The sequence below is a fragment of the Kitasatospora sp. NPDC058243 genome (assembly GCF_042882025.1).
Classification (GTDB): Bacteria; Actinomycetota; Actinomycetes; order Streptomycetales; family Streptomycetaceae; genus Kitasatospora.
In genome coordinates this window covers 21,174-47,235 of the sequence record NZ_JBHVWW010000077.1, presented here as the reverse complement: position 1 = coordinate 47,235, position 26,062 = coordinate 21,174, and the positions used below count along the sequence as shown (strand labels likewise).

Below are 26,062 nucleotides of genomic sequence, written 5' to 3'. Positions count from 1 at the left end.
AAGCTGGAGGCGGCGCGGCAGTTGACGTATGCGGCGGCGGCGAAGTCGCAGCGTGGGGACGGGGATCTGACGTTCTTCGGGGCGGCGGCGAAGTGTTACGCGTCGGATGCGGCGATGGAGATCACGACGGATGCGGTGCAGTTGCTGGGCGGGTACGGGTACACGCGGGACTACCCGGTGGAGCGGATGATGCGGGACGCGAAGATCACCCAGATCTACGAGGGGACCAACCAGATCCAGCGCATCGTCATGGCCCGCAACCTGCCGTAGCCGGACGGCGCTTCGGCCCCGACCAAACCTCGGCCCCGACCGCGCCTCGGCCCCGAAAACCGGGCGACGGCGGGCGGCCCCGCTTCGTAGGCTGCCCGCCATGTCCTCCGCACTGAGCCTGGCCCGGATCACCCCCGACACCATCGACGCCGCCCTCGCCCTGAAGGTGCGCCCCGACCAGGAGGCCCTGGTCGCGCCGGTGGCGACGTCGCTGGCCGAGGCGTACGCCCACGGGGACACCGCCTGGCCCCGGCTGATCATGGACGGGGAACGGCCGGTCGGCTTCGTGATGGCGTTCTTCGACATCGGGTTCAACCCCGAGCAGCCCGACGACCGCCCCCGCTCCGGCCTCTGGCGCCTGCTCGTCGACGCCGACCGGCAGCGCGGCGGCTACGGCCGCTTCGCCGTCGAGCAGGTCTGCGCCGAGATCCGCCGCCGGGGCGGCACCCGCGCCACCGTCACGTACGTCCCCGGCCCGGAGGGCCCCGCGGCCTTCTACACCGGCCTGGGCTTCCGCCCGACCGGCGAGACGAGCGGCGACCAGACGGTGGCGGAGCTGGAGCTGGAGCCGGCCGTGCGCTGACCGCCCCAGGGACCGGCGGTGACGAGTAGGGTGCCGGACCATGACGGAGCCGGACTTCCTCGCCACGACCAGGGCGTTCTACGACGCCATCGCGGTCGACTACGCCGACCGCTTCCGCGACGAACTGGCCGGTGAACCGCTGTCCCGGGCGGTGCTCGCGGCCTTCGCCGAGCTGGTCCGCGCCGAGCTGGTCCGTACCGGGCGCGCGGACGGCCCGGTGGCCGAACTGGGCTGCGGCCCCGGCCGGGTGACGCACCACCTGCACGGCCTCGGTCTCGACGTCCGCGGCATCGACCTGTCGCCGAGGATGGTCGAGCTGGCCCGCGCGACGTACCCCGGGCTGGACTTCGCCGAGGGTTCGCTGTTCGATCTCCCGCTGCGGGACGGCGAGTTGACCGGCGCGGTCGCCTGGTACTCGATCATCCACACCCCGGCGGAGCGCCTGCCGGAGGTGTTCGCCGAGTTCGCGCGGGTGCTCGCCCCGGGCGGCCACCTGCTGCTCGCCTTCCAGGTCGGCGACGAGCCGCTGCGGATCGACCAGCCCTTCGGGCACCCGGTGGCGCTGGACTTCCGCCGCCAGCAGCCGGACCGGATCGCGGAGTTGATCCGTGCGGCCGGCCTGCGGCTCACCTCCCGCACGCTCCGCGAGCCGGAGGAGGGCGTGCAGCCGACCCCGCAGGCCTACCTGCTGGCCCGCAAGCCCGCCTGAGCCGCCTGAGTCGCCTGGGGCGGCGGTGACAGCGGCATGACAGTGGTGCCGGCGGGGTGTGAGAGGTCTGACAGAGGGTGCCCCGAATCTTGGTGACTGCACGTCAGTCCGCCGAAACGGGAGGCCCTGCCCCATGCCCCGACCCCGCCTCACCTCCGCCCTCAGAACCGGCGCCGCCGCGGCCGCCGGGCTGCTGCTGGCCGGTCTCGCCCCGGCCGCCTCGGCGGCGGCGGCCCCGGCGGCCCCGGCGGCCCCGGCGGCCCCGGCGGCGCCGGTGCCCCGGCTGGACTGGCGGTCCTGCGTACCGGACTTCGACTGCGCCCGCGCCACGGTGCCGATGGACTACCGCGACCCGGCCGGGCGCACCGTCGAGCTGGCCGTCATCCGGCACCCCGCGACCGACCCGGCGCACCGGATCGGCTCGCTGTTCTTCAACCCCGGCGGCCCGGCCGTGCCCGGCACCCAGGCGCTGCCCGCCGTGTACGGGATGCTCCCGGCGCAGGTGCGGGAGCGGTTCGACCTGGTCGGCTTCGACCCGCGCGGCGTCGGCGACTCCACCCTGCCGCAGTGCTTCCCGGACGCGGCGGCCGAGCAGGGCCTGCTCGCCGGGCTGCCGGCCGGCTACCCGGTCGGCGCCGCCCAGGAGTCGGCCTGGGCGACGACGTACGCGCGCTTCGGCCGCCAGTGCGCCGACAACGAGCGGACCGGCCTGCTCGCCCACCTCTCCACCGCCGACACGGCCCGCGACCTGGACCTGCTGCGCGCCGCCGTCGGCGACCGCCGGCTGAGCTACCTCGGCACCTCGTACGGCAGCTACCTGGGCGCCACCTACGCCAACCTCTTCCCGACCCGGGTGCGCGCGATGGTGCTGGACAGCGCCCCCGACCCGGTCGCCTGGTCCACCGGGCGCTCGCCGCAGCAGCGCGCCCTGCCGCCGTTCCTGCGCACCGGCAGCGACCTCGCCGGCGCCCGCACCCTCGACGCCTTCCTTGACCAGTGCGCCGACGCCGGCCCCACCGCCTGCGCCTTCGCGGCGGCGGACCGGGACGCCACCCGCGCCAAGTTCGCCGAACTGCTCGACCGGCTCGGCCGGACACCGGTGACGCTCGGCACCCCGCCGGCGGCGGTCACCTTCGACCAGGCCTCCACCGCCTCCACCGTCCTGCCGATGCTCTACGCCGCCACCCCGGTGCCGAACGCCCCCGGCACCGGCTGGCCGGCGCTGGGCGGACTGCTCCAGCAGCTGTGGACCGCCGCCCCGGACGCCTCGGCGCCGCTGCCGACCGGCGGCCAGCTCAAGCAGGCGCAGACCCTCGGGGCGCTCTGCGCCGACACCGTCAACCCGCCCGCCTCCGGTGCCGACCCGGCCGCCGACACCACCTACCCGGCGCTGTCCGCCCTCGCCCGGGCCCGTGCGGGCGCCACCGGCCCGTACCTGGTCTGGCAGAACCAGCGCTGCGCCGCCTGGCCGGCCGAGGCCGCCCGGGACCGCTACACCGGCCCGTGGAACCGGCCGACCTCCGCGCCGATCCTGGTCGTGGCCCTCACCGGCGACCCGGCCTGGCCCTACGAAGGCTCCCGCGCGCTGGCCGACACCCTCGCCCGCGGCCGCCTGCTGACCGTCCACGGCTACGGCCACACGGCGCTGGGCAACCCGAGCGCCTGCGCCTGGGACCGCGAGCAGCGGTACCTGGTCAGCGGTGAGCTCCCGCCGCCCGGCACGGTCTGCGAGCCGGACCACCAGGCGTTCTAGGTCCTGCCCGGCCGCCCTGGTCGTGCGCGTGCGCGGAATCCGTGCACGCGCACGCACCTCGGTACGATGAACGTCATGAACCGTGCCGACCTCTCCCTGGGCCCGCTGTCCGAGCGGGACCACGCCTTCTACGGCCTGGTCTGGGCCGGCACCACCCTCGCCGCCCAGGTGGACCGCGAGCTCACCCGGGTGCACGGGCTGTCGCTGTCCTGGTTCGAGGTGATGCTCTGGCTCAACGGGCAGCAGGAGCCGGTCGCCGCCTCCGACCTGGGCGCGAAGACGATGCTCAGCCGCAGCCAGGTCTCCCGGGTGGTCGACGCCCTGGCCGCACGCGGCCTGGTGGCCCGCACGCCCTCCGCCTCCGACGCCCGGTCGGTGCGGATCGAACTGACCGGGCAGGGCCGCGCCGCCTTCGCCGAGGCCGACGCCACCCGGCGGGCCGTCCTCGCGCCGGTCTTCACCGACCGGCTCGACGAGGGCGACATCGCGGCCCTGGAGGCGGTCTGGCGCAAGCTGAAGGCCTGAGCCCCGGGCCCGGGGCTACACCGCGTCGGCTACACCGCGTCGGCTACACCGGGTCGGCCTCCGCCGCCCCGGCCCGCGGCCGGCCGGAGGCGGTCGCGATCACCTCGTCCAGCACGTCGCGGGAGCGGAGCAGGTCGGTGACCATCCGGTCGATCCGGTCCCGTTCGGAGGCCAGCTCCTCGACCAGCAGCGGGGTGGCGACCTCGTTCGGGCCGCCGTCGGAGTCGCGCATGCAGGGGAGGATCTTGTAGATCGTGCGGCTGTGCAGCCCGGCCGCGAACAGTTCCTGGATCAGCACGACCCGGTCCACCGCCGGCTCCGGGTACTCCCGGTGCCTGCCGTCGGTCCGCCGGGCGGCCAGCAGGCCCTGCTGCTCGTAGTAGCGCAGCGAGCGCTCGCTCACGCCCGTCCGCCGGGCCAGTTCACCGATCCGCATGCCGCCCACCCCGTCGCCGTGACCGCTTGAACCTGACGCCGATGTTAGCTTCCGCGGCCCTCGCACCGGCCGGATAACACGGGACCGCCACCCGGCGCCGTGCCGGGGGTGACGCGCGTCGGCCGACGGGTCGTGCCATGATCCCTGCATGGCTTCCAACGTTTTCTTCGACATCGAGATCGACGGCGTTCCGTCGGGCCGCATCGTCTTCAAGCTGTACGACGACGTCGTCCCCAAGACCGCCCGCAACTTCCGCGAGCTCGCGACCGGCCAGAACGGCTTCGGCTACGAGGGCTCCGGCTTCCACCGCGTGATCCCGCAGTTCATGCTGCAGGGCGGTGACTTCACCAACCACAACGGCACCGGTGGCAAGAGCATCTACGGCGAGAAGTTCGCCGACGAGAACTTCCAGGCCAAGCACACCCGCCCGGGCCTGCTGTCGATGGCCAACGCCGGCCGCAACACCAACGGCTCGCAGTTCTTCATCACCACCATCGTCACCGACTGGCTGGACGGCAAGCACGTCGTCTTCGGCGAGGTCGTCGAGGGCATGGACGTCGTGACGGCGGTCGAGAAGCTCGGCTCGCAGAGCGGCCGCACCTCGGCGAAGGTCACCATCGCCAAGTCCGGCATCGTCGAGTAGTCACCGGTTCATCAGTTCGAAACCGCACACCGCCCCGGCCGCGGAAGTCTGATCAGTCGACTTCCCACCCCGGGGCGGTGGCGTGTCCGGAGGCGGCATGTCCGGCGGGCGGCGTAGGCCCTGGTCGCCCGACTGGACCACTTCGGCCTCGACCGGCTCCCGGAGTGCGGGGGCAGGGTAGCCGGGTGGGTGGGCGGGCGGGCCGGAACCGGGCAATCACTGCGTGCGCCGGCGCGGTCGCTCTAGGCTCTCCGTGCGCGGTCGGAGCCGCGGCGAACTCGACACTCCGGCAAGGTGGTTCACCGATGGAACAGGACGCCGACGACGGCGCGGTGACGTACGAGCAGGTGACGGTGGTCTCGCTCGCCTCGTGCGAGCCGGTCAATCCGGCGCGGATCGCGGTGCGGGTCGCCTGCGAGGTCATGACGGTCAAGCGGGTGGCGGGCTACTGGGTGCGCTGGGACGAGCGCTGGGGGCCGGAGGAGATCCGCCACCACTCGCGCTGGGTGCCGGACGAGGAGTACGTGCGGCCGGGCACCGGCGGCGTGGACGGCGCGCTCACGGTGACGGTGGCCGCGTACTGGACGTACCGGGAGGGTGGCAGCCCGCGCCGGCCGACCACGGAGACCGCGGTGGCCTTCCGGCCGGGCGAGGCCGAGCACGAACTGGTGCTGGAGCGGCCCGATCCGCACCGCCCGGCGGCCCTGACCGTGCACCTGACCGGCGCCCGCTGGCTGGCGGGCGGCGAGGGGCGGCTGATCCACTACGGCTACGCGGGTGCCACCGAGGCCGCCGGCGGCGAGGGGGAGTGGCTGGTTCGCTTCCCCGAGTGCGGCACCGGCCTGCTCCCGCAGGCGGGTTAGGCGACTGCGGTACGGGCCTGCTCCCGTCGGCTGGTCAGGCCGCCGTCCGGGCCCCGTCCCGCAGGCCGACCTTGCGGGCGGGGGCGCCGGCCCAGATCTCGCCGGGCCCGGTGGAGCGGGTGAGCACGGCGTTGGCGCCGATGACGGTGCCTGCGCCGACGGTGAGCACGCCCTCCTTGCACACCACTTTGGCGCCCGCGCACAGCACCGCGCCGTCCTGGACCACCACCCGCCGCATGGCGCTCCGCTCCTGCGGCACCCACGGGTCGGCCCGGCCGATGGTGACCCCGTTGTAGAGCGTCACGCCGGCGCCGAGGGTGGTGTACGGGTGGAGCACCGTGCCGAAGCCGCGGTGGAACACGACGAGCCCGGGCCCGATCTCGCAGGCGGCGGGCACCTCCATGCCGTAGAGCGCGAGCGCCTCCTGGACCAGGCGGCCCAGGAGGCGGTGGCGGCGGCGGTAGACGAGCGCGGTGACGAGTGACATCCACCCATTGTGGCGGCGCGGCTACTTCACGTCACAGGGGGTTACTTGATGTCCGGTACCGCGGTGTCGTTCTTGAAGGCGTCGAAGACCTGCTTGGACTTGGCGGCGTCCCACAGCACCGCCGACTCCCCGGTCTTGGTCCGGTAGTCCGGGTTGCCGATCGGGACGGTCAGGGTCTTGCCGCCGCCGCCGTTGACGTCCTTCATGGCGAGGAAGAGCGAGCCGAGGTCGGTGAGGCCGGCGTCGTCGTCGACGATGAGGGTGCCGAGGGCGGAGTCGACCAGCGGGTAGAAGGTGAACGGGTTCAGCACGGTGCCGGGGGAGGCGGCCTGGTGGGCGAGGGCGCCGAGGAACTTCTGCTGGTTGCGCATCCGGCCGAGGTCCTGGTCGGCCATCTGGTGGCGCTGGCGGACGAAGGCGAGGGCCTGCTTGCCGTTAAGGGTCTGGTCGCCGGCCTTGAGGTCGAGGCCGGAGTCCTTGTCCTTGAGGTCCTGGTCGATGTGCATCTCGACGCCGCCGATGGAGTCGACGATGCCGACGAAGCCGGCGAAGCCGATCTCGGCGTAGTGGTCGATGCGGATGCCGGTGTTCAGCTCGACGGTCTGGACGAGGAGGCGGCCGCCGCCGTTGCCGAAGGCCGAGTTGATCTTCGAGGTGGTGCCCTTGAGGGTCTTGCCGCTGCTGCTCTTGTACTCGGGGATCGGCACCCAGGAGTCGCGCGGGATGCTCATCAGGGTGTTTCCGTTGTCCCCGACGTGCAGGACCATCATCGAGTCGCTGCGCTTGCCCTCGGTGTCGTGACCGGTGTGCAGGTCGTCCTGTTCCGAGTCGGTGAGGCCCTGGCGGCTGTCGGAGCCGACGATCAGCCAGTTGGTGCCCTTGCCGGCCGGCGGGCGGCCGGGGTAGTCGGCGAGCACGTTCTCGTGGTTGAGCTTGGAGTCGGCCCAGAACCAGGTCGAGACGGCGGTGACCATGACGGCGATCAGGAGGCCGAAGACCGACCACTTGACGATCCGCCGCCGCGGCCACCGCTTGGTCTGTATACCGCCCGGCTGGGCGCCGCCCGGGCCCCCGGGCCCACCCGGCCGTCCGGGACCCCCGGGACCGTTAGGACCACCAGGACCACCAGGACCACCGGGGCCCCCAGGCCCGCCAGGCCCCCCGGGACGGCCGCCGGGCTGCCCGCCCGGACCCTGCGGCGGGACGCCGCCGAGCCGCGACGGCTCCGGCTGTCGTGGCGCGGGCGCACCCGGCCCGCGCGGGTTCATCGACGACGGCAGCGGCGGCTCGGCCGCCCCGCCGCCCCCGCCGCGCCCGTACGCGCCGCCGTTGCCGCCGCCCCCATACGGGTTCCCGTCTCGGTACGGGTTCCCGCCGCCTCCCGGGCGGCCCTCCTGCCACGTGTTCATGTCGTCGAGGATGCCCGACCCCGCTCGTGCTGACTCCCCCCGGGGTACTCACCAGGTCGCTTGTAGCAGTTTTGATGCACGGGTCGGATCGTTCCGCCGCAACTTCCGCGCGGCCGTACGACGGTGGGGCGGGACGGGGCGGGACGGCGCGGGCGCCGGGTCGACGTGAGCCCGGTCACCACGCGTCACGTCACCCGCCGTTCAACTGGCGAAACGATTCTTGACCGGTTCGAACGCAGCGTGTTTGCATTTCGGGTATGGATCAGCGTTGGGCACTCACGCGTCGGCGGCACGTCGACCTGCGGCGTGGTGTGGCCTGTTCGCTCTGTCGCGGCTGAAGCGCGCCCACCGGACCACCTCGGCGTCACCCCACCCACGCCGAGCACCTCACCTCGAACGCGTCGAGCACGTCGAAACACCTTCCCGGGCTCCGACCCGCAGCGGTCCTCCTGCACCGCGTCGCGCCGCCCCCGCCTCCAGCCAAAGGTGAACCCCATGGCCACCGTCCTGTCCGTTTCCGGCTCCCCGTCCGCCACCTCCCGCACCACCCGCCTGCTGCGCCACGTCGACGCCGGGCTGGAGGCCCGCGGCCACCACGTCGTCCCGTTCGAGGCGCGCAGCCTGCCCGCGCACGCGCTGCTGTCGGGCGACTTCGACCACCCGGAGATCGTCGCCGTGACCGAGCTGTTCGCCCGGGCGGACGGCGTCGTGATCGGCACCCCCGTCTACAAGGCCGCCTACTCGGGCCTGTTGAAGGCCCTGCTGGACGTGCTCCCGCAGTACGCGCTGGCCGGCAAGGCCGTCCTGCCGCTGGCCACCGGCGGCTCGCCCGCGCACGTGCTGGCGGTGGACTACGCGCTGCGCCCGGTGCTCAGCTCGATGGGCGCCGGCCACATCACCCAGGGCTGGTTCGTGCTCGACCGCCACATCACCACCAGGGAGGACGGGACGACCCTGGTCGAGCGCGAGACCGATACCCTGCTGGCCCCGGTCGTGGAGGGTTTCGCGCAGGCCTTGGAGCGGCTGGCCGCACCGGCGCTGACCGGCTGAGGAACCGGGGCCCGGACCCCGTACGGGGCGTCCCCGAGACGGGCCGCGGCACCCCCTAGGGGGAGGGGCGCCGCGCCCCGTAGATCCTTGGTCGGGCGGCTTCATTCCGGCGGATGACGAGCGTGCCCGCCGTTGCTCATAACGTTGTGGACGTCCCCGCTCGTGCCGACGAGGGGCGAGGTTCTCCCGGGAGCCGGCGCCCGCCGGGCCCGGTGGGTGGGGTCAACTCCCGGTCGACGACCCTTCCTGCGCCATGCCCGCGTCCTGCGGCATGCCCGCGCACGGAGGGGCCGGCCGGGGTCGACGGTCGGGCCCACTTCTTAGGAGACTCCAGTGACGACGGCAGCCACAGCCGTGTACGACCCCCAGCTTCCCGACGGCGCGCCCGCCGTCGCCGCCGCGGCCCGCCAGGTCAGCAAGGCGTACGGCGCGGGCGAGACCAGGGTCACCGCGCTCGACGCGGTGGACGTCGACATCCAGCGCGGCCGCTTCACCGCGATCATGGGCCCGTCGGGCTCCGGGAAGTCGACCCTGATGCACTGCCTGGCCGGCCTGGACACGGTCAGCGCCGGGCGGATCTGGATCGGCGACACCGAGATCACCGGCCTCAAGGACAAGCAGCTGACCAGGCTGCGCCGGGACAAGATCGGCTTCATCTTCCAGGCGTTCAACCTGCTCCCGACGCTGTCCGCGCTGGAGAACATCACGCTGCCGATGGACATCGCCGGCCGCCGGCCGGACCAGGCCTGGCTGGACCAGGTGGTGGAGACCGTCGGCCTGGCCGGCCGGCTCAAGCACCGCCCGGCGCAGCTCTCCGGCGGTCAGCAGCAGCGCGTCGCGGTGGCCCGGGCGCTGGCCGCCCGGCCCGAGATCATCTTCGGCGACGAGCCCACCGGCAACCTGGACTCCCGGGCCGGCGCCGAGGTGCTCACCTTCCTGCGCCGTTCGGTCGACGAACTGGGCCAGACCATCGTGATGGTGACCCACGACCCGGTCGCCGCGGGCTACGCGGACCGCGTGCTCTTCCTCGCCGACGGCTTGATCGTCGACGAGATGCACGCGCCCACCGCCGACTCCGTCCTCGAACGCATGCGCCGTTTCGACGGCAAGCGGACCAGCTGAGCGGGCGGGACGGGACAGATGCTGCTCAAGACCGCTCTGCGGAGCTTCTTCGCCCACAAGGGCCGCATGGTGCTCTCCCTGATCGCCGTGATGCTGTCGGTCGCGTTCGTCTCCGGCACCCTGGTCTTCTCCGACACCGCGACCAGCACCTTCGACAAGCTGTTCGCCGCGACCGCCTCCGACGTCTCCGTCCAGCCGCCCAAGCCGGCCGAGGACGACGACCAGCAGGCCTCAGACAAGCCGCGGACCGTCCCGGTGGCGGCCGCACAGCAGCTCGCCGCGGTGCCGGGGGTGAAGTCGGCGGTCGGCCAGGTCATGGTCGAGAACGCGACCCTGGTCGACCCGGCCACCAACAAGCTGGTCGGCCCGACCTCCGGTGCGCCGACCCTGGTCGGCAACTGGACCGAGACCCCGCGCAGCGCGGTGCGTCTCACCCAGGGCCACGCCCCGCGGAACGCGGGCGAGTTGGTGCTGGACGCGGACACCGCGAAGAAGTCCGGACTCGGCGTCGGCGCCAAGCTCCGGGTCGACAACGCCGACGGCCGGCACGAGTTCACGATCTCCGGCATCGCCTCCTTCACCACCACCAACCCCGGTGCGGCGCTGGCCTTCCTGGACACCCCGACCGCCCAGCAGGTGCTGCTCGGCGAGCAGGCGTACACCTCGGTCGAGGCGTTCGGCGACGGCAGCCGCGGCAACGACCGGCTGAAGGCCGACGCCCTGGCCGAGCTGGGCGCCGGCTACCAGGTCAAGACCGCGGCCGAGCAGAAGGACGAGAACACCAAGAGCATCGGCAGCGGCCTCGGCTTCATGAAGAACGCGATGCTCGGCTTCTCGCTCATCTCGGCGTTCGTCGGCTGCTTCCTGATCATCAACACCTTCTCGATGCTGGTCGCCCAGCGCACCCGGGAGATCGGCCTGCTGCGCGCCATCGGCGGCAGCCGCCAGCAGGTGAACCGCTCGGTCCTGGTCGAGGCGCTGATCCTCGGCGTGCTCGGCTCGACCCTCGGGGTCGCGGCCGGTCTGGGCATCGCGGTCGGCCTGATCAAGCTGATGAACGCGATCGGCATGAAGCTCGACGCGGGCGACCTGAAGATCGGTCCGACGGTGTTCCTCGCCGGGTACGCCCTGGGCATCGTGGTGACCCTGGTGGCGGCCTGGGTCCCGGCCCGCCGGGCGAGCCGGATCGCGCCGATGGCCGCCCTGCGCGACCACGGCACGCCGGCCGAGGGCCGCGCCAACCTGGTCCGCACGGTGGTCGGCCTCGTCCTGACGGCGGGCGGCGGCGGTCTGCTGGTGCTGGCCGCGCAGGCGCAGAAGGCGGCCACCGGCGGCCAGTACCTGGGTCTCGGCGTGCTGCTCACCCTGATCGGCTTCGTGGTGCTCGGCCCGCTGCTGGCCACCGCCGTGGTGCGGGTGCTGGGCGCGCTGCTGCCGGCGCTGTTCGGCTCGTCCGGCCGGCTCGCCCAGCGAAACGCGATGCGCAACCCGCGTCGCACCGGGGCCACCGCCGCCGCGCTGATGATCGGACTGGCGCTGGTGATCGGCTCCTCGGTGTTCAGCGCCTCGACGGTCACCTCGGCCAACGCGCAGATCGACCGGTCGGTGGGCGCGGACTACATCGTCCAGGGCGGCCGCACCTCCATCACCCCCGAGATGCTGGACGCCGTCCGCCGGACCCCGGGCATCGACCACGTCACCACCCAGAAGTTCTTCAACCCCAAGCTCCAGCTGCCGGACGGCCGGAGCGCGAAGACCAACCTCACCGCCGCGCCGCCCGCCTTCTTCGGCACCGACTTCCACCTCCCGGTCACCGCCGGTTCGGTGGACGCGATCGGGCGGGGCGAGCTGGGGATCGGCGAGGCCTTCGCGAAGGACCACGGCCTGAAGGTCGGCGACCAGGTGACCGTCGCCTACGGCAAGGGCCGCACCCAGGTGCTGCCGGTGGGCGCCGTGTTCGCGAAGGGCTCGCTGTTCGGCGACGGCTCCTTCGTCGACTTCGACACCATGGCCAGGGCCGTGCCCGCCGACGAGCAGCCGCCGGTCTGGACGTTCTTCGCCAAGGCCTCCTCCGGAGCCGACGTCGCGAAGACGCTGACCGCCCTGGAGGGCGCGCTCAAGGAGTACCCGCAGCTGACCATCAAGGACCAGGCCGGCTACAAGGAGGTCGTGCAGTCCCAGGTCAACACCCTGCTCTACCTGATCTACGGCCTGGTCGGCCTCTCCATCACGGTCGCCGTGCTCGGGGTGGTCAACACCCTGGCGCTGTCGGTGGTCGAGCGGACCAGGGAGATCGGCCTGCTGCGGGCGATCGGGCTCTCCCGCCGCCAGCTGCGCCGGATGATCCGGCTGGAGGCCGTGGTGATCTCGGTGTTCGGCGCGGTCCTGGGCACCGGGCTCGGGCTGGCCTGGGGCGTCACCGCCCAGCGGGTGCTGCGCGACCAGGGCCTGGCCACGCTCTCCGTCCCGACGACCACGCTCGCGGTGACGCTGGTCGCCTCGGTGGTGATCGGACTGGTCGCCGCCCTTGTCCCGGCCTTCCGGGCCGGGCGGATGAACGTCCTCGCGGCCATCGCGACGGACTGACCGGGGCCGTCGCGACGGTTCGACCGCGGCCGTCGCGACGGACTGACCGGGCGGCGAGGGCCGCAGGACCCGGCGGCTGGGGGGCCGCCGAGGGGGGAACGGGGGGCAGGGGCCGGGTGCGGGCAGCACCCGGCCCCTGCGGCGCGGGCCGCCCCAGGCCGACTGAGATGATCGTCCGATGTTCGCCCCGGATACCCCGGACGCCCCGCCGCTGCCCAGCGCCGCGCCCCTCACCGCCGCCGCTGCCGCCCGCTGGCGCGCCGCCCGCACCGCCTGGCGCCTGGACAGCCGCTGGTCGGCGCTGCTGCCGGCCGCCTTCGTGATCCTGGCCACCGCGGTGGAGCCGACCCCCGGCGACTGCAACGTCCAGGGCGTCTGCCGGGACACCTGGGGCTCCTCGCTGGCCGTCTGGTCGGTGCTCGCCGAAGTGGTCCTGCTGGCCGGCCGGTTCCGCGGCCGGGCGCTGGTCCCGCCGGCCGTCCTCGCGGTGCTCTGGTACGCCCCGCACGGCCTGGTCACCCCGCTCTGCCGCTGGACGGCCGTCCTGCTCCACCTGCTGCTCTCCGCCGCGCTGATCGGCGCCGAGCTCGGCCGCCGCCGCGCCCGCCAGCAGCTCGACGAACTGATGGCCCCGCCCGTCCCCTTCCCCTGGACCGCCGCCGGAGCGCCCTCGCCCGTCCACCCCGACGGCCCGCCGGTGCTGCGCCGCGCGCTCGGCGGCCTGCTGCTCGCCGCCGCCCTGGCGTTCCCGCTGTACGGGCTGTGGGGGCAGGCCCGGCAGCAGGCGAGCGCCGAACGGGCCGACCAGGTCACCGGCACCGCGGGCGACACCGACCGGGACGGCGTCCTGACCGTCCGCTTCCACCCACCCGGCGGCGGCCCGGAACGCACCGCCCGGCTGGACGTCTGGTGGGCCCGGCCGCCGCAGCCCGGCGAGCCCGTCCCGCTGCTGGTGGACGGCGCCGCCGTCCGCGCCGCCGGCGACGACTACGACCTCACCGGCGCGCTGACCGCCGGCGGCCTGCTCGCCCTGCCCGGCCTGCTGCTGCTCGGCTCGGCCGCCACCGCGAACGCCCGCCGCTCCCGGCCCCCCTTCGCGGGCTCCGCGCCCGCCCTCGCCGTCCGGGTCCGCGCCGACGCCCAGGGCGACCTGCTGGTGCAGCCGCTGGACGGCCCGCCGGACGGCCCCGCGCTCTGGCGGCTGGTCGAGCGCGACCGCTACCGCTGGGCCCGCTACGGCGCCCCGGACGGCGAGGGCCCGGCCTGGGTGCCCGAACACCTGGAGACCGAGGACGACGACGCCGACCACCTCGAACTCGAAGTCTCCTACGACGAGGAAGAGGAGGAGCCCGGGGACGTCTTCGAACGGCTGACCCCGGAGCAGGCCGCCGCCTGGCTCGCCCGCGCCGGCCGGAGCGTGCCGGCCGTGCTGTACCGGGGGCCCGACGGGCCGGAGCAGCAGCTCCTGGTCCGCCCCGGACTGCTGGACCACGACCCGCGCTGGGTGGCGGCCGTGGTCGCCCCCGCCGCCCGGGCCCCGCGGCCGGGCCGGCGCACCGAGGGCTACCGGGAGCGGGAACTGGCCGTCGCCGCCCTGACCGCCGAGACGGTGGCCGCCGCCCCCGCGGCCGGGCCGGACGCCGACCCGGTGCCCGCCCGGCGCTGGGAGATGCCGCTGCCGCTGCGGGCGGTGGCCGGTCCGGTGCCCGCCCTGCTGCTCGCGGGCCTCGTCGTGCTGCTCGGCAGGAGCGGCTGGTGGGGCGGGCTGGTGCACCCGCTGCTGACCGGCACGGTGGCGATCCTCGCCTGCGGCCGCACCCTCTCCTGGCAGATGGTCGCCGACCGGGACGGCCTGCGGATCGCCACCGCGCTGCGCACCCGGGCCTTTCGGTGGGAGGAGATCAACGCGGCCGCCGTCCACCGCAACCTGCTCACCGTCCAGCTGCGCTCGGGCGAGGAGGTCACCGTCGGCAGCCGCCCGGCCGCCTGGCTGGCCGGACACTTCGGGGACCGCTACGACCCGGTCGAGCTGGCCCGGGCCGTCGCGACCGCCGCCCACCGGCCGGACCTGCGTCCGCACCGGTCGCTGCCGGACCGGCTGGGCGGCCCGCAGCACCTGCTGAACCGGTTGTCGCTGGCCGGCTACGCGCTCTTCACCATCGTTCACCACCTGCTCTGAACCTGCGCCGAACCTGCACCGAACCCGCGCGGCCGCCGCCGAACCCCGCCGGGGGCGCTCTCCCGGGCTCCGTCCCGTCCTCCGGAAACCGCCCGTTCCGACCCGGCTGCGGGCCCGTACGCGGAGCGGAGTACGGTGGACGTGATCAAGGAGTCCAACCGGGCGTCGCGGGCTGCGTGCAGCGGCCCAGACCGGGACAAGACGGAGACGTGTCCGCACCGGTACGGTTGGCCCCGATGAACACCAAGGCTGCTGAGGAGCTGCCGGCTGTCTCCGTGATCATGCCGGTGCTCAACGAGGAACGACACCTGCGGACGGCGGTCCGGCGCATCCTGGACCAGGAGTACCCCGGGCCGATGGAGGTGGTGATCGCCCTCGGTCCGTCCACCGACCGGACCGCGGAGATCGCGGCCGAACTGGTGGCGGAGGACCCGCGGGTACGGACCGTGCCGAATCCCACCGGTCGCACCCCCGCAGGGCTGAACGCCGCGATCCGCGGCTCGCGCCATCCGATAGTGGTGCGCGTGGACGGCCACGGGCTGCTCACCCCCGGCTACATCACCACCGCGGTCCGGCTGCTCGACGAGATGGACGCCGCCAACGTCGGCGGCATCATGCACGCCGAGGGCGAGACCGAGTGGGAGAACGCGGTCGCCGCCGCGATGACCTCCAAGATCGGTGTCGGCAACGCCGCCTTCCACACCGGCGGCCTGGCCGGCCCGGCGGACACCGTCTACCTCGGGGTGTTCCGGCGCGAGGTGCTGGAGAAGCTCGGCGGCTACAACGAGGAGTTCATCCGCGCCCAGGACTGGGAGCTCAACTACCGGATCCGCCAGGACGGCGGGCTGGTCTGGTTCACCCCGCAGCTCAAGGTGACCTACCGGCCCCGGCCGTCGGTGAAGGCGCTGGCCAAGCAGTACAAGGACTACGGCCGTTGGCGCCGGGTGGTCACCCGCTACCACCGCGGCTCGGTCAACCTCCGCTACCTGGCCCCGCCGACCGCCCTGCTGGCCGTCACCCTCGGGCTGGTGCTGGGCGTCGCCGTCCACCCGGCCCTCCTCGCGGTGCCCGGCGCGTACCTGCTGGGCATCCTCGGCGGCGGGCTGGTCGGCGGCCGCGGCCTGTCCTTCAAGGCCAGGGCGATGCTGCCGGTGGCGCTCGCCACCATGCACCTCAGCTGGGGCTTCGGCTTCCTCACCTCGCCCCGATCACTGGCCCGCCGGGTGATAGGCAGTGTCGGACCGGCCGCCAAGGACGTGCTCTCCAGGGCGAGTTGACGCCGGCCCGGCAGGGTTTGTCCGACAATTCCCGCCGGGCGCGCGAATTGCCGGACAAGCCCTGACGGTCGAGCCCGTGCCGCTATCGTCGGTGCGCATGGCGACAGTTGAGGGCGGGCCCGGCGCGGCCCGGATCGAGCCGAGCGCGGACGTCGACGAACGGGCCGTCATCGGCGCGGGGACGACGGTCTGGCACCTCGCCCAGGTCCGCGAGGGCGCGGTGGTCGGCGCCGAGTGCGTGATCGGCCGCGGCGCCTACGTCGGCCCCGGCGTCCGGATCGGGGACCGGGTCAAACTGCAGAACCACGCGCTGGTGTACGAGCCCGCGCTGGTCGAGGACGGGGTGTTCATCGGCCCCGCCGCCGTCCTCACCAACGACCGCCACCCCCGCGCGGTGACCCCCGACGGTCGGCCCAAGCGTCAACAGGACTGGCATGCCGAAGGGGTGACGCTCCGTCAAGGCTGTTCGATCGGCGGCCGGGCGGTCCTGGTCGCCGGGGTGACGGTCGGCCGCTGGGCGCTGGTCGCGGCCGGCGCGGTGGTCCACCGGGACGTCCCGGACTTCGCCCTGGCCGCCGGCGTCCCGGCCCGCCGGATCGGCTGGGTCGGTCGCGCCGGCGAGCCGGTGCAACCCGTCGGCGACGGCCGCTGGCGCTGCCCTCGCACCGGCGAGCACTACCGGGAGACGGACGGCACCCTCGCTCCGGAGTAGGGCCCAGGGCCCCTAGCTACTTGGCGCACGCATCGGTGTCGTCCGCCTGCACCCGCTGGAGGTCCTTCGGTGCCTCGGTCGGGGCCGCCGCCGGAGCGGCGAGGACGTCCTTGCCGAGCACCAGCACCAGCGGGCCCTTGGGATCCGCCTTCGGGTCCGGCCGGACGGCGTCGCCCGGCAGGCCGAGCGCGGCGGCCAGGGCGGCGGCCGCGGCGTCCTGCCCGGTCGGGAAGGACACCGTGGTGGTCGCGGTGACGGGCGCGTCGGGGGCGGTCGTGGCCTTGGCGAAGCCCTTGGTGCGGAGCTTTTCCACGGTGGGCCCCGACTGCCCGCGCGTCCCGCTGCCGTTGCGCACCGTCACCCGGACGTCCTTGGGGTCCACCGTCGGGGCGGCGGCGGTCGGGGCCGCCGGTGCGGTCTCCGGTGCGGCCGTGGCGGCGTCGGCGGGGGCGGCGGTCTCGGTCAGCGAGCGGTCGCCCGCGACCATCGAGAACAGCTGCCCGGCGTCCGGCTGCTTGAGCACCAGCCGGTCCTTGTCCTTGGGGTCGTCCAGGACCGGCACGGTGGCGAAGGTGATGTTCTTGGTGTCCACCTTGCTGAGGTCCAGCGCGAGGTCCTTGAGCTTGTCGACGCTGCCGATCCCGGAGTCCACGGTGAGCGCCTTGGTGGCGGCGTCGGCGAGCTTGTAGAGCTTGCTCGGGCTGGTCAGGGTGTCGTCGCTCTTGATCTTGCGGATCATCGAGCTGATGAACTGCTGCTGGAGCGGGATGCGGGTGAGGTCGCCGCCGAAGCCGACGGCGTGCCGGGTGCGGACGAAGGCCAGCGCCTCGTCGCCCTGGACCACGTGCCGGCCCTTGCTCATCTTCAGGTGCGAGTCCTTGTCGTTGATGTCCTTGGCCGCGCAGACCTCGACCCCGCCGACGGCGCTGGACAGCGTCTTCACCGCCTCGAAGTTGACCTGCACGAAGTGGTCGACCCGGATCCCGGTCATCTTCTCGACGGTCTTCCAGGTGCAGCCCGGGTCGCGCCCCTCCTGGCCGAGGCTGTTGTTGAACATGTCCCGCGCGGAGCCGGGGATCTTCTTGCCGCTGCCGCTCTGGCACTCCGGGATCGGCACCATCAGGTCGCGCGGGATGCTGATCGCGGTGGCGTTGGAGCGGTCCTTGGAGATGTGGAACAGCAGCGTGGTGTCGGCGTGCCCGGCGCTGCCCTCGTTGCCGTACTCGCGGCCGAGGCCCTGCCGGCTGTCGGTGCCCAGCACCAGGATGTTGAGCGCGTCCCCGGCGGCCTTGGGCCGCTCCTCCTCGTTGCCCAGCTGGACCTTGACGGAGGTCAGGTTGCTGTTGAAGTGCTGGTACAGGTAGTACGCCCCGCCGCAGCCCGCGACCATCACCAGGGCGCCGGCCCCGGCGGTCCACTTGAGCGCCCGGCGGCGCCGGGTCCGCTTGGCGGCGGCGGCCGCCCGGCGCCGGGAGTCGCGGCGGCCCGGCCCGGGGACGTCGGCGGTCCCGGCCGACTCGGTGGCCGGCGTCTCCTCGGGGGATCTCCGGTCGGCCGTCCGGCGGCGCTGCCCGGGGATGCCGGCGGCCGGGTCGAGGCGGTACTGGCCGGTTTCCGGGTCGCGCGTCCACTGGTCGGCGGGATCGACCTCCGGTTTGTCCTGCTGCACGGGGGTTCCCTACCTCCGACCGGTCACGGCTCCGGCTCGCCCGTTCGGCGGGCCGATCCGGACACACTAGACGAGCCGAACGACTGAATCGTTCCGGTGTGATCTGCGCCATGTCCAGGTAATGGCCGGGTAAAGTCCCCTGGGTGTGCGGGATTTCCGGAAAACCCGCGCCGACCTGCGGCGCAGCCGCGATCAGTGCTGCGCGCAGGCGTCCACGTCGGCCGTGCGTCCCTCGAAGGTGGGCGAGGCGTCCGCCGAAGGTGACGCCTTCGCCGGAGCCCCCGCGGCCCCCGCGGCCCCCGCAGCCCCGTCCGACCCCGCGCCCGCACCCGCCGCCACCGGACTTGGACTTGGACTCGGGCTCGCGCCCGCCCCGACGCCCGCCCCGACACCGACGCCCGCCCCGACACCGACGCCCGCCCCGACACCGACGCCCGCCCCGGCGACGGCGCCCGGCGACGGCGCCGAACCGGGCGGCCGGACGGCGACCGACCGGTCGTCCCGCAGCGCGGTGAACAACTGGGTGGTCTGCGGCTGCACGAACTCGTCCCGGTCCGAGTCGTACCGGTACGGGCGGCGCGGCGCGGTCAGGAGCACCACGTCCGCCGAGGGGATGTCCCGCAGGTCCTGGGTGAGGTCGTACAGCGCCCCGAGCGAGGACAGCCCGCCGTCCGCCTTGACCGAGGAGGTGGCCGCGTCCAGCACCGGCCACAGCCGCGCCGGGTTCAGCAGCACGCCCTGCGACTGCACCTTGCGGATCAGCGCGGCCAGGAACTGCTGCTGACGGCCCATCCGCTGGGTGTCGCTGCCGTCGCCCAGGCTCTCCCGGGCCCGGACGTAGCCGAGTGCCTGCTCGCCGTGCAGGGTCTGCCGCCCGGCGGGCAGGTCGAGTCTGGCGTCCTTGTCGTGGATCGCCTGCGGGACGCACACCTCGACCCCGCCGATCGCGTTCACCATCGTCTTGAAGCCGTTGAAGTCGAGGATCACGTAGTGGTCGATCCGGATGCCGCTGAGCTGCTCGACGGCGCGGATCGAGCAGGCCGCGCCGCCCATCTCGAACGCCCAGTTGAACTGCATCAGCCCGGCCTTGCTGCGGGTGCCGTCCGATTTCTCGCAGGCGGGGACGGTGACCATGACGTCGCGCGGGATGGAGACCGCCGTCGCGTGCTTCCGGTCGGCGGCCAGGTGCAGCAGGATCGTGGTGTCCGAGCGCTGGGTGCCCGGCTCGCCGCCGTACGAGGAGTTGGTGCCGGAGCGGTCGTCGCTGCCGATCAGCAGGATGTTCTCGGAGCCCTTGGCCCCGGCGGTCCGGCTCGGCCGCTCGGCCTCCAGCTGGGCGAGCAGTCGGTCGGTGGCCGAGTCGGTGCGGATGTTGCCGTCCAGCTTGCGGTAGGCGATCCAGAGCAGTGCCCCGGTGGCGACCAGCAGGAACGCGACGACGCCGGCGGTGATCATCAGCCACCGCCGGCGCCGACGCGGGCGTCCGGGTTCGGAAGGGTGCGCATCCGTCGGGGGCGGGTCGGTCGGGGGGTGCGCGGTGTCGTCCTCGGCCATGGCAGGGATCCCTACCCGCCCGGCCCGACCCGGGGGTTACCCGAGGCGCAGTGTCACCCGTTCGGATTCGGTCCGCTTCTCCCACTGCTCGGGGTCGAGCCCCTGCGAGTTGCGGCACAGCACCACCGAGGCGCCGGCCGCCAGCGGCGCCAGCAGACCGGCCTCCAGGCCGGTCCAGTCGTCGAACGAGAAGGTGGACAGCACCCGGTCGCCGGGCTCCAGTCCGAGCCGGGCGGCCCCTTCCCGGGCCAGCGCGACGGTCTGCTCGCCGGTCAGCTTCAGCGGCAGCCCGTCCACGGCGGTCTCCAGCGCGTGGCCGTCCGGGGCGACGGGCGAGTACGGCGCGAAGCGGTCGCCCTGGCCGGGCACCTCGGCGGCGTAGTCGAGGAAGCCGTCGGGGCGCTGCGGGAAGCGTCCGCCGAGCGGGCGCAGGGCCAGGGCCACCCGCTCGCCCTCGCAGGCGTGGGCGGCCGCCAGTCCGTCCGGGCCGCTGACCACCAGGTCGGCGGCGGCCGGGTCGCCGCCGGGCACCACCGCCACCCCGACCGACCAGCAGGCCAGCAGCCAGACGGCGCTCTGCCAGTGGGCGGGGAGCAGCAGTACGGCCCGGTCGCCCGGGCCGGCGTTCAACTCGTCCTGGAGGAGGTTGGCCGTCTTGGCCACCCAGTTGTCGAAGGTCCGGGCGGACAGTTCCACCCGTTCACCGGTGGCGTCGTCGTAGAAGGTGACCAGCGGGGCCGCGGGATCGACCGTGGGCGTGCCGCCTCGCAGATATGCGTGCAGCAGTTCGACGGGGGTGCGGGCATCGGCAGCGAAATGCGCAGTCATGGTGCGCCCCAGCCTACGGCCTTCGAGTGGGCCGTCGGGAGGGGTGGCGGACCGGGCGCGAGGCGACGTGGCGAGTGGCCCGATTTGCCGCCACCATCCGGTTTATGCGCCTTTCCCTCCCGGCCGCCGTGCTCGCCGGCTGCACCGCCGCCCTGCTCCTCCAGCCCGCCGCCACCGCCGGCCCGGCCGACCCCGACGGCGCCCGGCGCCGCGGCTCCGCCGGCGGCGGGTCGGTCACCTCGCTGCCGCTCGGCCCCGGCCCGGCCCTGGCGCCGCGCACCACCCGGCCGTTCGAACTCCTCGGCGTCGGCTGGGACGGCCCGGCGGACGCGCTGGCCGGCGGCGCCGTCCGGGTCCGCACCCGGGACGCGGCCACCGGCCGCTGGGGCGACTGGCACGACCTGGAGGCCGACACCGAGGACGGCCCCGACCTCGCCCCGCGCGGCGCCACCGCGCCCCTGTGGACCGGCCGCAGCGACGGCGTCGCCGTCGAGGTGCGCCCCGGCCCCGCCGGGCCCCCGTCCGGTCTGCGGCTCGACCTGGTCGACCCCGGCCAGGGTGCGCCCGCGCCCGCCGCCCGGGTCCTGCCCCGCCGCCCCGCCGACGGCCACCAGGCCCCGCGCCCCGCCATCGTCACCCGGGCCGGCTGGGGCGCGGACGAGTCCCTGCGCGACCAGGCCTTCGAGTACACCGGCCCGGTCCACGAGGTGTTCGTCCACCACACCGCCACCGCCACCGACTACGCCTGCTCCGACGCCCCCCGGGTGATCAGGTCGATCTACCAGTACCACGTTCAGAGCAGCGGCTGGCGGGACATCGGCTACAACTTCCTGGTCGACCGCTGCGGCACCGTCTACGAGGGCCGGGCCGGCGGCGTCGACCAGCCCGTCCACGGCGCCCACACCCTCGGCTTCAACACCGACTCGGCCGGCGTCGCCGCCATCGGCACCTACGTCGGCGACGCCCCGCCCCAGCCCCTCCTGGACGGCCTCGCCGCCATCGCCGGCTGGAAGCTCGGCCTTACCGGCCACCCCGCCGACGGCCGCACCAAGCTCACCTCCGCCTCCGACGCCAGCCGCTACCCCAAGGGCACCGTCGTCGACTTCGACGCCGTCTCCGGCCACCGCGACGCCTTCAACACCGAGTGCCCCGGCAACGCCCTCTACGCCCGGCTCCCCGCCCTCCGCACGGCCGCGGCCCACCTCCAGACTCCCTGACGCACCCCACCGCACCGCCCTACGCCGGCCCCGGCCCCCGCCCGACCAGCCCCCGCAGCTCCGCCGTCAACGCCGCCGCCAGATCCGGCCGGAGGTCGTAGCGCGCCGGCGTGTTCTGCAGCAGCCCGATTCGCCAGCCCGCCCCGGCGTTCACCGCGATCACCGTCTGCACCGCGTTGAGCGCCGGGTCCAGGTCCTCCGCGGCGTCCGGCACCAGCCCCGCGACGGCGTCCAGCTGCGCCACCCCGGGCCCCAGCGCGCGGACCCGGCGCACCCTGGCCACGTACTCCGGTGTCGCGGGGTCCGCGAAGAGCCGCCCCAGTTCGGCGGCGATCACCGACCGCCCGCAGTGCCGGGTGCCGTCGAAGCCGATCACCTCCCCGTCCTCGGCGAACGGCCCGGCGAAGGCCGAACCGTCCCGCTGGTTCCACCCCTCCAGCGCCCGGTGGTACAGCGCCCGCACCGCGCTCTCGTCCCCGGAGGACAGCTCCGGCAGCCGCGTATTGTTCATATCCCCATGGTCGGCGAAGGCGGTGGAGCCGGACAGCGGAGGAGGTGCGCGGCGGTGACGGGCGAGTCGGTACGGCGCTGGCGGCCGGGTTTCCCGCTGGACGTCGCCCGGACGCTGCTGCCGCTGCGCCGGGGCCCCGCCGACCCGGCGTACCGCACCACCGGCGACGGCGCGCTCTGGCGGGCGTCCCGGACCCCGGCCGGGATCGGCACGCTGCGGGTGCTGGCGCGCCCGACGGCCGGCGAGGTGGAGGCGACCGCCTGGGGCCCGGGTGCGACGTGGCTGCTGGAGCGGCTGCCGACGCTGCTGGGCGCGCAGGACGACCCGGAGGCCCTGGTGCTGCCGCCCGGCCCGCTGCGGGACGCCCAGCGCCGCACCGCCGCGGTCCGCCTCACCCGCACCGGGCTGGTCCTGGAGTCCCTCGTCCCGGCGATCCTGGAACAGAAGGTGACCACCGACGAGGCCTACCGCGCCTGGCGCACCCTGCTACGGGACTTCGGCACCGCGGCGCCGGGCCCGGCCGAGGGCATGCGGGTGGCGCCGTCGGCCCGGGAGTGGGCGCTGGTGCCGAGCTGGGAGTGGCACCGCGCGGGGGTGGACCCGAAGCGCTCGGCGACGGTCATGCGCGCCGTCCGGCTGGCGCCCCGGCTGGAGGAGGCCGCCGCGATGGACCACGTCGAGGCCTTCGCCCGGCTCACCGCCGTCCCGGGGATCGGCCCCTGGACGGCCGCCGAGACCCTGCAACGCAGCAACGGCGACCCGGACGCGGTCTCGGTCGGCGACTTCCACCTGCCCAACCTGGTCGGCTGGGCCCTGGCCGGCCGCCCCCGCAGCGACGACGCCCAGATGCTCGCCCTGCTGGAGCCCTACCGCCCGCACCGCCACCGCCTCTGCCGCCTCCTGCTGGCCACCACCCCCCACGCCCCCCGCTACGGCCCCCGCCTCACCCCCGACGACCACCGGCGGCGATGAACTACGCCGTAGTACACTGCCTCGCATGGAAGCAACCATGCGGGAGCTGAACCAGCAGACGGCCAGGGTGATAGGAGCCGTCGAGCGGGGCGAGACCGTCACCGTCACCAAGGACGGCAGGCATGTGGCCACCATCCTGCCGCCGAGCCTGGCCGCACCCGTCTACCCCTTCCGGACCGATCCGATGGGGGAGGAGCTCGACGACATGCCGGTCATCCCCGGTGGCGGCGGGCGCATTCTGGCCGACCTCGACCAGCACATGGAAGGATTCGGCAGGTGACCGACGTCGCGGTGGTCGGTGACACCGGCGCCCTGCTCGCCGCATACGCCGGTGAGGAACCCGACCACGACGCCTGCCTGAAGGCCTTGCGTACGGTCGGCCATCTGGTCATCTCGCCGCTGGTGCTGGCCGAGCTGGACTACCTCGCGCACCGGACACTCGGAGCCGCGATGGCGATGCGCGTTCTGGACGACATCATCGACCGATGTGCGATCGGCCGCTTCGAGGTGCCCGAGGTGGGTGCGCACCTTGCCACCGCGCGGGCGGTCATGCGGCAGTACCCGGACCTGGACATCGGCCTGACGGACGCCATCAACGTCGCGCTGGCCGCGGAGTTCAGGACCGACGCCGTGCTGACCGTCGACCGTCGCCACTTCCGTGCGATCAGGCCGCTGACCAACCACAAGGCCTTCCGGCTGCTGCCGGACGACCTCGACGGCTGATCCTCACCGCACCTCGATGAAGGTGTCGGCGCCGCGGTCCGGGCGTTCGCGCCTCACCCCCGACGACCACCGGCGGCGCTGAACCGGAAGCGCTGTGCGGTGTACACGCCGATGTGTACGCTTGATGCATGACTGACGCACTGAGCATCCGGGAACTGCGTGCGAACCTCGCCGAGGTGGTCACCCAGGCCGAGGCCGGCGAGATCACCGTGATCACTCGGAAGGGCGAGCGGGTCGGAGCGGTCGTGCCGATCGAGATCCTCGATGCCATCGAGGATGCCGCCGACGAACTGCTCGCCCGTGAGGCCGAGCAGCACCGGAACGATCCCACCGTGACCATGGCCGAGCTCCTGGCCGACCTGTTCGACTCGCCCAAGGACTCCTCCGGGAGCGCTGCGTGAAGTACGCGTTCCGCTTCACCTCGCATGCCAGGCGCCAGCTGCGTGACATCAGCCAGGTCGACGCGATGCGGATCCTCACCGCGCTCACCGTTCTCGGCGAGGACCCTTACGTCGAGGGCCCGGATGTCAAGAAGCTGGCGGGTCACGTCGGCCTCTACCGTCTCCGCGTCGGCGTCTACCGCGTGGCCTACGAGATCCACGACGGCGTGCTGGTGATCCTCGTGGTGGCCGTTGGCAATCGCCGCGAGGTCTATCGCGGTCTCTGAACCGCTACCGCACCTCGATGAAGGTGTCGGCGCTGCGGTCCGGGCGTTCGCGCGGGGGTTCGGCGGGGCGGCCGACGGCGACGGCGCCCATCGGGTCCCAGCCGTCCGGGAGGTCGAGGGCCGCGCGGACGGTGTCGCGGCAGAACATGGTGGACGACACCCAGGCGGAGCCGTAGCCCTCGCCGGTGAGGGCGACCAGGAGGTTCTGCACGGCGGCGCCGGCGGCGACGGTGAACATCTCCCGTTCGGCGGCGGCGCGCCGCTGGTCGGGGTAGTGGTGCGAGCCGTCCATGACGAGGCAGGGCACCACCAGGTAGGGCGCCTCGCGCAGGACGTCGCCGCGGGCGGTGCGGCGGGCGATCCGGGCGTCGTCCCAGCCGTCGAGTTCGCGCAGGTCGCGCTGCCAGGCGGCGAGCATCGCGTCGAGCAGCCGGGTGCGGGCCTGCGCCGTCTCCAGCAGGACGAACCGCCACGGCGTGGTGTGGTGCGGGGCGGGCGCGGTGACGGCGGCGGCGACGGCGCGGCGCACGGCGCCGGGGTCGACCGGGGCGTCGGTGAAGGAGCGGACGGTGCGCCGCAGGGTGACGGCCTGGCGCAGCGCCTCGGAGGTGCCGAGCCGGAACATGTCGTCGACGGCGGAGCGGACCAGCGGCCGGGTGCCGTCGCCGTCCTCGGCGGTGACGAGGTGGCTGAGCCCGCGGACGACGGCGACCGGCACGCCGCTGGTCTTGCCCTTCACCAGGTCGGCGGCGGCGGCGAGTTCGTCGGCGGTGGCGGTGACGGTGAGCGCCAGCTCGTTGCCGTGGCTGTCGGTGCGCCCGCGGTGGTCCTCCAGCACGGACAGCCCGGCGGCGCCGATGGCGACGTCGGTGAGCCCGTTGCGCCAGGGCCGGCCGAAGGTGTCGGTGACGACGACGGCGAGCCGGCGGCCGGTGAGCTGCTGGAGCCGCCCGCGCAGGGTGCGGGCGGAGGCGTCCGGGTCCTCGGGCAGCAGCAGGACGGTGCCGGGGGCGGTGTTGGAGGCGTCGACGCCGGCGGCGGCCATGACGAAGCCGTTGCGGTTCTCGACGATCCGGGCGTGGCCGCGCCGGGCGACCACCCGGACGGTCTCGGCCTCGATCGCGGCCTCGCGGTCGGCGGCGTGCAGCAGCCGGCCCTCGGCCTTGCTGACGATCTTCGAGGTGACGATCAGGATGTCGCCGTCCTGGTACTCGCCGGCCTTGGCGAGCAGCGCGGCGAGGTCGGTCCCGGCGTCGATCTCCGGCAGCCCTTCGACCGGCAGGATCTGCAGGCTCATGCGCCCGCCCCGCTGCGCCC

The 26,062-nt window shown here is 74.1% G+C and carries 27 protein-coding genes; 19 read left to right on the top strand and 8 right to left on the bottom strand.

Annotated features, from left to right (window positions below):
- The 5 genes from ACFVX9_RS34445 to ACFVX9_RS34425 form a co-directional block, all read left to right on the top strand.
- The coding region (locus ACFVX9_RS34445) for an acyl-CoA dehydrogenase family protein (RefSeq protein ID WP_387985641.1) at positions 1-270 on the top strand (270 nt) is incomplete at its 5' end.
- Positions 271-370: 100 nt separating this feature from the next.
- The gene (locus tag ACFVX9_RS34440) at positions 371-853 is read left to right on the top strand and encodes a GNAT family N-acetyltransferase (protein WP_387985638.1); all 483 of its coding nucleotides are present in this window, start codon (positions 371-373) and stop codon (positions 851-853) included.
- Positions 854-893: 40 nt separating this feature from the next.
- A complete protein-coding gene (locus tag ACFVX9_RS34435; protein WP_387985635.1) occupies positions 894-1,562 on the top strand; it encodes a class I SAM-dependent DNA methyltransferase in 669 nt (222 codons plus the stop codon).
- Positions 1,563-1,695: 133 nt separating this feature from the next.
- Positions 1,696-3,315: an alpha/beta hydrolase gene (locus tag ACFVX9_RS34430; RefSeq protein ID WP_387985632.1), complete on the top strand. Its 1,620-nt coding sequence runs from the start codon at positions 1,696-1,698 to the stop codon at positions 3,313-3,315.
- A 75-nt stretch (positions 3,316-3,390) separates the two neighbouring features.
- Positions 3,391-3,840 (top strand): MarR family winged helix-turn-helix transcriptional regulator, encoded by a 450-nt coding sequence (locus ACFVX9_RS34425; RefSeq protein WP_063349108.1) that lies wholly within the window; start codon positions 3,391-3,393, stop codon positions 3,838-3,840.
- A 43-nt stretch (positions 3,841-3,883) separates the two neighbouring features.
- On the opposite strand, the gene ACFVX9_RS34420 is transcribed toward ACFVX9_RS34425, so the two are convergent.
- The gene (locus ACFVX9_RS34420) at positions 3,884-4,276 is read right to left on the bottom strand and encodes a MerR family transcriptional regulator (protein WP_380486771.1); all 393 of its coding nucleotides are present in this window, start codon (positions 4,274-4,276) and stop codon (positions 3,884-3,886) included.
- 148 nt (positions 4,277-4,424) lie between these two features.
- Here ACFVX9_RS34420 and ACFVX9_RS34415 point away from each other — a divergent pair, with 148 nt between their 5' ends.
- Entirely contained in the window at positions 4,425-4,919 is a 495-nt protein-coding gene (locus ACFVX9_RS34415) for a peptidylprolyl isomerase (protein ID WP_063349110.1), read from the top strand.
- A 305-nt stretch (positions 4,920-5,224) separates the two neighbouring features.
- Complete coding sequence (locus ACFVX9_RS34410) at positions 5,225-5,782, top strand: hypothetical protein (protein WP_380377338.1); 558 nt, start codon at positions 5,225-5,227, stop codon at positions 5,780-5,782.
- Positions 5,783-5,816: 34 nt separating this feature from the next.
- Here ACFVX9_RS34410 and ACFVX9_RS34405 read toward each other — a convergent pair whose 3' ends face one another.
- Both ACFVX9_RS34405 and ACFVX9_RS34400 read right to left on the bottom strand, forming a co-directional pair.
- A complete protein-coding gene (locus ACFVX9_RS34405; RefSeq protein ID WP_063349114.1) occupies positions 5,817-6,269 on the bottom strand; it encodes a hypothetical protein in 453 nt (150 codons plus the stop codon).
- Positions 6,270-6,310: 41 nt separating this feature from the next.
- Positions 6,311-7,243, bottom strand: coding sequence for an LCP family protein (locus ACFVX9_RS34400; RefSeq protein WP_244293658.1), 933 nt, complete (start codon positions 7,241-7,243; stop codon positions 6,311-6,313).
- Between the two features lie 930 nt (positions 7,244-8,173).
- Here ACFVX9_RS34400 and ssuE point away from each other — a divergent pair.
- From ssuE to ACFVX9_RS34370, 6 genes are all read left to right on the top strand, one after another.
- The gene (ssuE, locus tag ACFVX9_RS34395) at positions 8,174-8,728 is read left to right on the top strand and encodes an NADPH-dependent FMN reductase (protein WP_063349116.1); all 555 of its coding nucleotides are present in this window, start codon (positions 8,174-8,176) and stop codon (positions 8,726-8,728) included.
- A 333-nt stretch (positions 8,729-9,061) separates the two neighbouring features.
- Positions 9,062-9,850 (top strand): ABC transporter ATP-binding protein, encoded by a 789-nt coding sequence (locus ACFVX9_RS34390; protein ID WP_380560446.1) that lies wholly within the window; start codon positions 9,062-9,064, stop codon positions 9,848-9,850.
- 18 nt (positions 9,851-9,868) lie between these two features.
- Entirely contained in the window at positions 9,869-12,436 is a 2,568-nt protein-coding gene (locus tag ACFVX9_RS34385) for an ABC transporter permease (protein ID WP_380486776.1), read from the top strand.
- A 178-nt stretch (positions 12,437-12,614) separates the two neighbouring features.
- Positions 12,615-14,615 carry a hypothetical protein gene (locus tag ACFVX9_RS34380; RefSeq protein WP_387985623.1) on the top strand — a complete coding sequence of 667 codons (2,001 nt, stop codon included), beginning with the start codon at positions 12,615-12,617 and terminating at the stop codon, positions 14,613-14,615.
- A gap of 236 nt (positions 14,616-14,851) precedes the next feature.
- Positions 14,852-15,892 (top strand): glycosyltransferase family 2 protein, encoded by a 1,041-nt coding sequence (locus ACFVX9_RS34375; protein WP_063349120.1) that lies wholly within the window; start codon positions 14,852-14,854, stop codon positions 15,890-15,892.
- 97 nt (positions 15,893-15,989) lie between these two features.
- Positions 15,990-16,604, top strand: coding sequence for a DapH/DapD/GlmU-related protein (locus ACFVX9_RS34370; RefSeq protein WP_387985619.1), 615 nt, complete (start codon positions 15,990-15,992; stop codon positions 16,602-16,604).
- Positions 16,605-16,620: 16 nt separating this feature from the next.
- On the opposite strand, the gene ACFVX9_RS34365 is transcribed toward ACFVX9_RS34370, so the two are convergent.
- From ACFVX9_RS34365 to ACFVX9_RS34355, 3 genes are all read right to left on the bottom strand, one after another.
- Positions 16,621-18,273: an LCP family protein gene (locus ACFVX9_RS34365; RefSeq protein WP_380377346.1), complete on the bottom strand. Its 1,653-nt coding sequence runs from the start codon at positions 18,271-18,273 to the stop codon at positions 16,621-16,623.
- A gap of 192 nt (positions 18,274-18,465) precedes the next feature.
- A complete protein-coding gene (locus tag ACFVX9_RS34360) occupies positions 18,466-19,827 on the bottom strand; it encodes an LCP family protein (protein ID WP_387985615.1) in 1,362 nt (453 codons plus the stop codon).
- Positions 19,828-19,863: 36 nt separating this feature from the next.
- Positions 19,864-20,655 (bottom strand): TIGR03089 family protein, encoded by a 792-nt coding sequence (locus tag ACFVX9_RS34355; protein ID WP_387985612.1) that lies wholly within the window; start codon positions 20,653-20,655, stop codon positions 19,864-19,866.
- Positions 20,656-20,759: 104 nt separating this feature from the next.
- Between ACFVX9_RS34355 and ACFVX9_RS34350 the strand changes: the two genes are divergently transcribed.
- On the top strand, positions 20,760-21,872 hold the full coding sequence (locus ACFVX9_RS34350; protein WP_387985610.1) for an N-acetylmuramoyl-L-alanine amidase: 1,113 nt from the start codon (positions 20,760-20,762) through the stop codon (positions 21,870-21,872).
- 19 nt (positions 21,873-21,891) lie between these two features.
- Here ACFVX9_RS34350 and ACFVX9_RS34345 read toward each other — a convergent pair whose 3' ends face one another.
- A complete protein-coding gene (locus ACFVX9_RS34345; protein WP_387985607.1) occupies positions 21,892-22,383 on the bottom strand; it encodes an SgcJ/EcaC family oxidoreductase in 492 nt (163 codons plus the stop codon).
- A gap of 6 nt (positions 22,384-22,389) precedes the next feature.
- On the opposite strand from ACFVX9_RS34345, the gene ACFVX9_RS34340 reads away from it, so the two are divergent.
- The 5 genes from ACFVX9_RS34340 to ACFVX9_RS34320 all read left to right on the top strand — a co-directional run bounded on the left by ACFVX9_RS34340 (position 22,390) and on the right by ACFVX9_RS34320 (position 24,745).
- On the top strand, positions 22,390-23,355 hold the full coding sequence (locus tag ACFVX9_RS34340) for a DNA-3-methyladenine glycosylase family protein (RefSeq protein WP_387985604.1): 966 nt from the start codon (positions 22,390-22,392) through the stop codon (positions 23,353-23,355).
- Positions 23,356-23,380: 25 nt separating this feature from the next.
- Positions 23,381-23,635 carry a type II toxin-antitoxin system Phd/YefM family antitoxin gene (locus tag ACFVX9_RS34335; protein ID WP_063349128.1) on the top strand — a complete coding sequence of 85 codons (255 nt, stop codon included), beginning with the start codon at positions 23,381-23,383 and terminating at the stop codon, positions 23,633-23,635.
- Positions 23,632-24,078 (top strand): PIN domain-containing protein, encoded by a 447-nt coding sequence (locus ACFVX9_RS34330; protein WP_063349129.1) that lies wholly within the window; start codon positions 23,632-23,634, stop codon positions 24,076-24,078. Before ACFVX9_RS34335 ends, ACFVX9_RS34330 begins: the two co-directional genes overlap by 4 nt.
- 128 nt (positions 24,079-24,206) lie before the next feature.
- Positions 24,207-24,479 carry a type II toxin-antitoxin system Phd/YefM family antitoxin gene (locus tag ACFVX9_RS34325; protein ID WP_063349130.1) on the top strand — a complete coding sequence of 91 codons (273 nt, stop codon included), beginning with the start codon at positions 24,207-24,209 and terminating at the stop codon, positions 24,477-24,479.
- Entirely contained in the window at positions 24,476-24,745 is a 270-nt protein-coding gene (locus tag ACFVX9_RS34320; protein ID WP_380377356.1) for a type II toxin-antitoxin system RelE/ParE family toxin, read from the top strand. The genes ACFVX9_RS34325 and ACFVX9_RS34320 overlap by 4 nt, the downstream gene beginning before the upstream one ends.
- A 4-nt stretch (positions 24,746-24,749) precedes the next feature.
- Here ACFVX9_RS34320 and ACFVX9_RS34315 read toward each other — a convergent pair whose 3' ends face one another.
- Positions 24,750-26,042, bottom strand: coding sequence for a coenzyme F420-0:L-glutamate ligase (locus tag ACFVX9_RS34315; RefSeq protein ID WP_387985599.1), 1,293 nt, complete (start codon positions 26,040-26,042; stop codon positions 24,750-24,752).
- Positions 26,043-26,062 lie beyond the last annotated feature (20 nt).

Bases quoted from the DNA above. Each gene is read 5' to 3' on its own strand.
- ACFVX9_RS34440 (WP_387985638.1), top strand. From the start codon at position 371: ATGTCCTCCGCACTGAGCCTGGCCCGGATCACCCCCGACACCATCGAC.
- ACFVX9_RS34435 (WP_387985635.1), top strand. From the start codon at position 894: ATGACGGAGCCGGACTTCCTCGCCACGACCAGGGCGTTCTACGACGCC.
- ACFVX9_RS34430 (WP_387985632.1), top strand. From the start codon at position 1,696: ATGCCCCGACCCCGCCTCACCTCCGCCCTCAGAACCGGCGCCGCCGCG.
- ACFVX9_RS34425 (WP_063349108.1), top strand. From the start codon at position 3,391: ATGAACCGTGCCGACCTCTCCCTGGGCCCGCTGTCCGAGCGGGACCAC.
- ACFVX9_RS34420 (WP_380486771.1), bottom strand. From the start codon at position 4,276: ATGCGGATCGGTGAACTGGCCCGGCGGACGGGCGTGAGCGAGCGCTCG.
- ACFVX9_RS34415 (WP_063349110.1), top strand. From the start codon at position 4,425: ATGGCTTCCAACGTTTTCTTCGACATCGAGATCGACGGCGTTCCGTCG.
- ACFVX9_RS34410 (WP_380377338.1), top strand. From the start codon at position 5,225: ATGGAACAGGACGCCGACGACGGCGCGGTGACGTACGAGCAGGTGACG.
- ACFVX9_RS34405 (WP_063349114.1), bottom strand. From the start codon at position 6,269: ATGTCACTCGTCACCGCGCTCGTCTACCGCCGCCGCCACCGCCTCCTG.
- ACFVX9_RS34400 (WP_244293658.1), bottom strand. From the start codon at position 7,243: ATGGTCACCGCCGTCTCGACCTGGTTCTGGGCCGACTCCAAGCTCAAC.
- ssuE (WP_063349116.1), top strand. From the start codon at position 8,174: ATGGCCACCGTCCTGTCCGTTTCCGGCTCCCCGTCCGCCACCTCCCGC.
- ACFVX9_RS34385 (WP_380486776.1), top strand. From the start codon at position 9,869: ATGCTGCTCAAGACCGCTCTGCGGAGCTTCTTCGCCCACAAGGGCCGC.
- ACFVX9_RS34380 (WP_387985623.1), top strand. From the start codon at position 12,615: ATGTTCGCCCCGGATACCCCGGACGCCCCGCCGCTGCCCAGCGCCGCG.
- ACFVX9_RS34375 (WP_063349120.1), top strand. From the start codon at position 14,852: ATGAACACCAAGGCTGCTGAGGAGCTGCCGGCTGTCTCCGTGATCATG.
- ACFVX9_RS34370 (WP_387985619.1), top strand. From the start codon at position 15,990: ATGGCGACAGTTGAGGGCGGGCCCGGCGCGGCCCGGATCGAGCCGAGC.
- ACFVX9_RS34360 (WP_387985615.1), bottom strand. From the start codon at position 19,827: ATGGCCGAGGACGACACCGCGCACCCCCCGACCGACCCGCCCCCGACG.
- ACFVX9_RS34355 (WP_387985612.1), bottom strand. From the start codon at position 20,655: ATGACTGCGCATTTCGCTGCCGATGCCCGCACCCCCGTCGAACTGCTG.
- ACFVX9_RS34350 (WP_387985610.1), top strand. From the start codon at position 20,760: ATGCGCCTTTCCCTCCCGGCCGCCGTGCTCGCCGGCTGCACCGCCGCC.
- ACFVX9_RS34345 (WP_387985607.1), bottom strand. From the start codon at position 22,383: ATGAACAATACGCGGCTGCCGGAGCTGTCCTCCGGGGACGAGAGCGCG.
- ACFVX9_RS34340 (WP_387985604.1), top strand. From the start codon at position 22,390: ATGGTCGGCGAAGGCGGTGGAGCCGGACAGCGGAGGAGGTGCGCGGCG.
- ACFVX9_RS34335 (WP_063349128.1), top strand. From the start codon at position 23,381: ATGGAAGCAACCATGCGGGAGCTGAACCAGCAGACGGCCAGGGTGATA.
- ACFVX9_RS34325 (WP_063349130.1), top strand. From the start codon at position 24,207: ATGACTGACGCACTGAGCATCCGGGAACTGCGTGCGAACCTCGCCGAG.
- ACFVX9_RS34315 (WP_387985599.1), bottom strand. From the start codon at position 26,042: ATGAGCCTGCAGATCCTGCCGGTCGAAGGGCTGCCGGAGATCGACGCC.